Source organism: Streptomyces sp. NPDC060198 (assembly GCF_042728415.1).
Taxonomy (GTDB): Bacteria; Actinomycetota; Actinomycetes; order Streptomycetales; family Streptomycetaceae; genus Streptomyces.
On record NZ_JBHWZJ010000394.1, the window covers coordinates 1 to 6,196 of the forward strand.

The 6,196-nt window shown below is 71.4% G+C and carries 7 protein-coding genes; 6 read left to right on the forward strand and 1 reads right to left on the reverse strand.

The features are described from left to right. Nucleotides 1-32 precede the first annotated feature (32 nt). Nucleotides 33-1,346 carry an MDR family MFS transporter gene (locus ACFWEP_RS30065; protein WP_387374743.1) on the reverse strand — a complete coding sequence of 438 codons (1,314 nt, stop codon included), beginning with the start codon at nt 1,344-1,346 and terminating at the stop codon, nt 33-35. A 329-nt stretch (nt 1,347-1,675) separates the two neighbouring features. Here ACFWEP_RS30065 and ACFWEP_RS30070 point away from each other — a divergent pair, with 329 nt between their 5' ends. The 6 genes from ACFWEP_RS30070 to ACFWEP_RS30095 all read left to right on the forward strand — a co-directional run bounded on the left by ACFWEP_RS30070 (nt 1,676) and on the right by ACFWEP_RS30095 (nt 6,139). Further along, nucleotides 1,676-2,437, forward strand: a complete 762-nt coding sequence (locus ACFWEP_RS30070; protein WP_328720928.1) for a phosphoglyceromutase — start codon at nt 1,676-1,678, stop codon at nt 2,435-2,437. 201 nt (nt 2,438-2,638) lie between these two features. Continuing rightward, a complete protein-coding gene (locus tag ACFWEP_RS30075) occupies nt 2,639-3,184 on the forward strand; it encodes a YcxB family protein (RefSeq protein WP_387374746.1) in 546 nt (181 codons plus the stop codon). Nucleotides 3,185-3,317: 133 nt separating this feature from the next. After that, nucleotides 3,318-4,583, forward strand: a complete 1,266-nt coding sequence (locus tag ACFWEP_RS30080) for a glycosyltransferase (RefSeq protein ID WP_387374749.1) — start codon at nt 3,318-3,320, stop codon at nt 4,581-4,583. Next, nucleotides 4,580-5,473 carry a hypothetical protein gene (locus ACFWEP_RS30085; RefSeq protein WP_387374751.1) on the forward strand — a complete coding sequence of 298 codons (894 nt, stop codon included), beginning with the start codon at nt 4,580-4,582 and terminating at the stop codon, nt 5,471-5,473. The genes ACFWEP_RS30080 and ACFWEP_RS30085 overlap by 4 nt, the downstream gene beginning before the upstream one ends. A gap of 178 nt (nt 5,474-5,651) precedes the next feature. After that, on the forward strand, nt 5,652-5,900 hold the full coding sequence (locus tag ACFWEP_RS30090) for a hypothetical protein (RefSeq protein ID WP_328720920.1): 249 nt from the start codon (nt 5,652-5,654) through the stop codon (nt 5,898-5,900). Then, nucleotides 5,897-6,139: a hypothetical protein gene (locus tag ACFWEP_RS30095; protein WP_328720919.1), complete on the forward strand. Its 243-nt coding sequence runs from the start codon at nt 5,897-5,899 to the stop codon at nt 6,137-6,139. Before ACFWEP_RS30090 ends, ACFWEP_RS30095 begins: the two co-directional genes overlap by 4 nt. Nucleotides 6,140-6,196: the final 57 nt, after the last annotated feature.

The window sequence follows — 6,196 nt, forward strand, 5'->3', positions numbered from 1 at the left end:
GCCAGGCTCCACCGGGCGGCCGTCGTCGCGCGTCAGACGGCGGCGGGTACGGTCGGCTCGCCGGACCGCACGACGCAGTCCGCCGGCCCGCGGCCTTCCGGTCGCCGGTCCGCCTCCTGCTCGTCCCCCGAGAGGTTGCGCATCAGCAGCCAGTAGCCGAGGGCGGTCACCGTACCGAGCAGGGCGCAGGTCATCCAGAGCCAGGACGCCCCCCAGTGGTCGATCACGACGCCGGACATCAGCGGGGCGACCAGTGCCGCCACCGACCAGGACATCGAGTACATCCCCTGGTAGCGGCCCCGGCCGTGCGCCGGCGACAGCTTCACCACCAGTCCGGACTGGGTCGGGGCGTTGACGATCTCGCCGAGGGTCCAGACGCACACCGTCAACGCGTACGCGGCGACCGAGCCAGCGAAGGCCGTCAGCCCGAACCCGTATCCGGCGAAGAGGGTCGAGACGATGAGGAGTTGCCGCGGGTCGCGGTGCTCGATGAACCGGGTGACAGGGATCTGGAGGACGACGATCAGCAGGCCGTTGACCGCGATCGCGGTACCGAAGTCGGAGCTGGTGAGCCCGTCCGCGCCCATGGCCACCGGCAGGCCCACGTAACCCTGCTGGGTGATCAGCGCGACCAGGAACGACAGCCCGACCACCCCCATGAACCGCCCGTCCCGCAGCACGTCGGTGAGCCGGACGCCCGCCGGCTTCGCGGTCCTCCCACCCGACGCGGACGCCACCGGAGCATGGTCCGGCCGCGACTCCGGCACCTTCAGGAAGACGACGGCGGCACAGCACAGGGTCAGCGCCGCCTCCACGAGGAAGCCGATCCGGTAGCTGTACTCGGCGATGAACCCGGCGCCGGTGGAGGAGACGGCGAAACCGAGGTTGATGGCCCAGTAGTTCAACGAGAAGGCCCGTACCCGGTCCTTCGGCGCGACGATGTCCGCCATCATCGCCTGGACCGCGGGGCGCGAGGCGTTGCTCGCCATACCGACGACGAACGCGACGCCCGCGATGGCGACCGGGCTCTCCACGAACCCGAGCACCGCCACCGAGAGGGCCGTCGACACCTGCGCGATCAGCATGGTCGGCCGCCGCCCGAGCCGGTCGGCCATCACCCCGCCGAGGAGCGAGGAGATGACCCCGCCGAGGCCGTGCAGGGAGGCGACCAGGCCGGCGTACGAGGCGGAGTAGCCCCGGTCCAGGGTCAGGTAGAGCGCCATGAAGGTGGCGACGAACGCGCCGAGCCGGTTGACCAGCGTGCTGGTCCACAGCCACCAGAACTCCCGGGGCATCCCGGACACCGCGCCGCGCACGGCTCCTCGTAGACCGGCGACGGACGGCATTCGGGTACCCCCAGGGTGATGCGGACAGCTGACGGAACAGCGACGGACGGCGACGGAAGAGCCACCGCCCGGACGCGGACCGGACGCGGATCAGGCGTGCGGGACGAACGCCGCACGGACCGGCTCGGTAAGCGGTACGACGAGTGATCGAACATTACGAAGGATCACTTCCCGGCCGCCACTCGTTTGACGGCTGCCGTCAATCGTCCGACTCCGGCACCCCCACGACGGCGCCTCATGTGGGCTCCGCACCGCTCGCCTGTGTACCTGTTTGTCCGTCCAGTGGCCGGACGCGCGAAGGGGGTAGAGGTTCGATTACGCTCGGGCTCATGGCCGACGCGACGTACAAGCTGATCCTCCTCCGCCACGGCGAGAGCGAATGGAACGCGAAGAACCTGTTCACCGGTTGGGTGGACGTGAACCTCACCGAAAAGGGCGAGAAGGAAGCGGTGCGCGGCGGTGAGCTGCTCAAGGACGCCGGGTACCTCCCCGACGTCCTGCACACCTCCCTCCAGAAGCGCGCCATCCGCACGGCGCAGCTCGCGCTGGAGGCCGCCGACCGCCACTGGATCCCCGTCCACCGCTCCTGGCGGCTGAACGAGCGCCACTACGGTGCGCTCCAGGGCAAGGACAAGGCCCAGACCCTCGCCGAGTTCGGCGAGGAGCAGTTCATGCTGTGGCGCCGCTCCTACGACACCCCGCCGCCGGTCCTCGAGGACGGCACGGAGTTCTCGCAGAGCGACGACCCGCGTTACGCGACGATCCCCACCGAGCTGCGCCCGCGCACCGAGTGCCTCAAGGACGTCGTCGTCCGCATGCTGCCGTACTGGTACGACGGCATCGTCCCGGACCTGCTCGACGGCAAGACCGTCCTCGTGGCCGCCCACGGCAACAGCCTCCGCGGCCTGGTCAAGCACCTGGACGGCATCTCCGACGAGGAGATCTCGGGCCTCAACATCCCGACCGGCATCCCGCTCGTCTACGAGCTCGACGCCGACTTCAAGCCGGTCAAGCCGGGCGGCACGTACCTCGACCCGGACGCGGCCAAGGCCGCCATCGAGGCCGTGAAGAACCAGGGCAAGAAGAAGTAAATTCTGCGATCACGCCCCCGGTCCGCGCGTACGGCGCGGGGCGGGGGCATTTTCGTGGCCCCGGCCTGTCCCGCCGCAGGCCACGGATGCGCGTACGGGCCCCCGGGAGGCCGCGACCGTCCATCCGCCTTCACGGTGGGGCGGTCCAGTGCCTCACGAGTGGGTGTGCCGTACACGCGGGCTGCCCTACTCTCAGCCGTCATGAAGATGGATCAAGCCGGGCAGGCCGAATCTGCGGCATCGGACACAGCCCTGTTCGACTACCTCCCGACCGTCGCGGACTACGACCAGGCTCGGAGGAGGTTCTCCCTCAGGACCCGGCAAGGTCTCACCAACGGCCTGCTGCTTCCCGCCCTGTTCGGGGCCGCGGTACTCGCCACACGCGCACTGGCCTGGCGCTTCCCGGCAGTCGAAACGGCCGCCGTCGGCGTGATCGGCGTCATCGCCCTCTTCTACGCACGGCAGCGGGTCCGCAGGACCCGGACCCGGACCCAGTACGAGGAACACGCGGCTCTCGGGAACTGCCGCACCACGCTCACCGCCGACGGACTGACCACCACCGGCTCGTCCGGGGAGAGCGGCACCACCGGCTGGAACATCTATCCGTGGTGGTTCGAGACGCCCGACCTGTTCGTCCTCACGGGCAGCGCGGAGTACTTCTTCGTCGTGCCCAAGCGCGGCGCGCATGCTCCCGAGGACCTCGTCCGGGCCCGCGCGCTCTTCGCACAGCACCTGCGACGCGTCTGAGTTCCTGTCCCACGCCCTGAGGCCGGCCGGGGTCTTCCCGTGGCCCCCGCACGAGGGGCCACTCGGCGGCATTCGCCCCTCACGAAGGAGTAACGGCCGCAACTACCGGCCGCCCGAAGCTGTCTTGCCGTTCATGAAGATTTCGTTCCTCATCCACAACGCGTACGGGATCGGGGGGACCATCTCCACCACGTTCAACCTGGCCCACGCACTGGCCGAACGGCACGAGGTGGAGATCGTCTCGGTCAACCGGCACCGGGACACGACCGCGTTCACGCTCGACCCGCGCATCCGGCTGCGCCCGCTGATCGACCTGCGGCAGGAGAAGGACCACCCGCTGTTCGGGCAGCCGTCGAAGACGTTCCCGCGCGCGGAGTACCGGTACGGGCAGTACAACGCGCTGACGGACCAACGGATCGCCGCGTTCCTGACGGGGACGGACGCGGACGTCGCGATCGGTACGCGGGCCGGGCTCAACGTGCACCTCGCGCTCCAGGCCCCCGACCGCACCGTCCGGGTGGGGCAGGAGCACCTCACGGTGGAGAGCCACCCGCCCGCGCTGCGCCGCGTGCTGCGCCGGGCGTACCGGCGGCTGGACGGGCTGACCACCGTCACCGACGCGGACGCGGACGCCTACCGGCGGACGATGCGGCTGCCGGGCGTACGTGTCGAGGCGCTGCCCAACAGCGTGCCGGACCCCTCGCTCCCTCCTGCGGACGGGAACGCGCGGGTGGTGGTCGCGGCGGGACGGCTGGTTCGGGTGAAGCGGTACGACCTCCTCATCGAGGCGTTCGCCAAGGTCGCCGCCGAGCGGCCCGACTGGCAGCTGCGGATCTACGGGCGGGGCGAGGAACACGACCGGCTGCGCCGCCTGGTGGACGAACTCGCCCTGCACAACAACGTGTTCCTGATGGGCGCGGCCGCACCGATGGAGGCCGAGTGGGTCAAGGGCTCGATCGCCGCGGCGACTTCCAGCTTCGAGCCGTTCGGCATGACGATCGTCGAAGCGATGCGCTGCGGCCTCCCCGTGGTGAGCACCGACTGTCCGCACGGCCCGGCCGAGATCATCCGGCCCGGTGAGGACGGCCGGCTGGTACCGGTCGGTGACCGGGACGCGCTGGCCGCCGCCCTGCTCGACCTCGTCCGCGACGACGATCTCCGCCGCCGAATGGGCCGCACCGCCTTGGACAACTCCCGCCGGTACGCCCCGGGTCCGGTCGTCGCACGGGCCGAGGCCCTCTTCGAGGAGCTGACCGCGGCCCGGACCACCGGGCGCCCCGCAGCACCGGCCACCGGCGCGGCTCTCGCGCTCGGCCCGCGCGGGTACGCGGCCCGGGACACGCTGGACGCGGCGGCACGCACCCTGCTCAAGACCGTACGGAAGGCGAAGCGGCGATGACGGAAACGAAGGTCACGGACGGCACCGCCCCGGTGCGGGACACGTCCACGGCCCCGGGGACGGTCGAACTCCCGCGCGCCGACTGCACGGTGGACCGGCACGGGCGGATGGAGGTGCGCCTCGGGCTCCGTAGCGCCGAAGCGCCCAGGCTCCTGCTGCGGTTGCGCCCACCGAAGGGGAAGCCGGAGTCGGTCACCCGGCTGTTCGACCTGGAACCGGCGGGACCGCCCGGCGAAGAGGACGACGCGACCGGCGGGCGCTGGCGGGCCGTGCTCGACCCCGCACCGCCGCTGGCGGAAGGGAGATGGGACCTCTTCGTGCTGCCCGAGCCGGACGGGGAGCGTACGCCCCTGCTGGCGGGCGTCCGCGACCTGCGGGCGCTGGTGGCCGGCCGCGATCCCGGGACGACACCGCTGCCGCTCGCGGTGCGGGTCCCGTTCGCCACGCCGGACGGAACCCTCGCCGTACGGACCTGGCTGCGGACGGCGCACGCCGAGGCGGACCGCATCGAGGTGGGCGCCGACTCCACGACCGTGCGGGCACGGCTGTTCGGCGCCGAACCGGGCGCGGGTGCGGCAGCCCTGCTGCGCCTGCGGGGCCAGGCCGGGGAGGTGCGCGAGAGCGAGCTGCACGCGGACGGGCCCGACGGAGTGCGTTTCACCTTCGCCCACGCCCAGTTGACGGACACGCCCGAGGGCGGACCGGGGGTCTGGGACGTACTCGTACGCCCCCGTACGGGCGCGCGGCCGATCCGGGTGGGGCGGCTGCTGGACGATGTCGCGGACCGTAAGAAGGTGTTCGTGTATCCGGCCGTCACCCTCGGCGGGATGAAGGCCCTCACCTACTACACCCTGGACAACGAGCTGTCGGTGGAGGTCACGGCGGGCTGATCCGTCGCCCGCGCCCGTGCCCCGTACCTCCGAAGAGGTGGACGCACCCGTGTACTTGGGTCCTCCAGCCACTACCGTGGGGGGCGCCCGTCCTGGCGCCCCTCGCGCGGACGCGCTCAGGTTCCTGCCGACGGGACCGGCAACGCTCGTCGAGAGCAAGGAGATCGGGGAGAGCACCATGGGCGAGTCTCTGAAGACTTTGGTCGGTGGTACCGAGGTGGAGGTACCCAACAGCATCCCGGCCATCCGCGCCGCGCTCCCCGACGAGAGACGCGACGAGTTCGACCGTGCCGTCAACGAGGCGGGGGTGCACCAGATCCACGCGGTGATGCGGCACTGGATGCTGGAAGCGGTTCCCGATCCCGAGGCCGAACGTATCCTGGACCGACTGGCCCGGGACGAGGCCGAGAGGCGGAGCGTGGCTTGAGTTTCCGTATCTCCTACGCCCCGCCGGCCGACGACACCCTGGCCAAGATGCGGGACCCGGACCCGTTCCGCGACGAGATGGCCCGCACTCTGGGGCGGGCGCCGTACGGCCACGGCTCCACTGCCGTGAAGGACGAACGCGACCGCCGCGAGGCGACGGTGGCCGGTGCGATCGTCCTGTACTACGTCTCCGGTTCGGTGCTCACCGTCACCGTCGTCCGGTTGGTGCCGCTGCCCTGAGCCCGGTCGGGTGCGGCGGCAGGACCCGGAGCACCGCCGTACGGCCCGGCCGGGACG

What these genes read in the sequence shown, in the direction of transcription:
- ACFWEP_RS30065 (WP_387374743.1), bottom strand. Translation starts at nt 1,346, where the DNA reads ATGCCGTCCGTCGCCGGTCTACGAGGAGCCGTGCGCGGCGCGGTGTCC.
- ACFWEP_RS30070 (WP_328720928.1), top strand. Translation starts at nt 1,676, where the DNA reads ATGGCCGACGCGACGTACAAGCTGATCCTCCTCCGCCACGGCGAGAGC.
- ACFWEP_RS30075 (WP_387374746.1), top strand. Translation starts at nt 2,639, where the DNA reads ATGAAGATGGATCAAGCCGGGCAGGCCGAATCTGCGGCATCGGACACA.
- ACFWEP_RS30080 (WP_387374749.1), top strand. Translation starts at nt 3,318, where the DNA reads ATGAAGATTTCGTTCCTCATCCACAACGCGTACGGGATCGGGGGGACC.
- ACFWEP_RS30085 (WP_387374751.1), top strand. Translation starts at nt 4,580, where the DNA reads ATGACGGAAACGAAGGTCACGGACGGCACCGCCCCGGTGCGGGACACG.
- ACFWEP_RS30090 (WP_328720920.1), top strand. Translation starts at nt 5,652, where the DNA reads ATGGGCGAGTCTCTGAAGACTTTGGTCGGTGGTACCGAGGTGGAGGTA.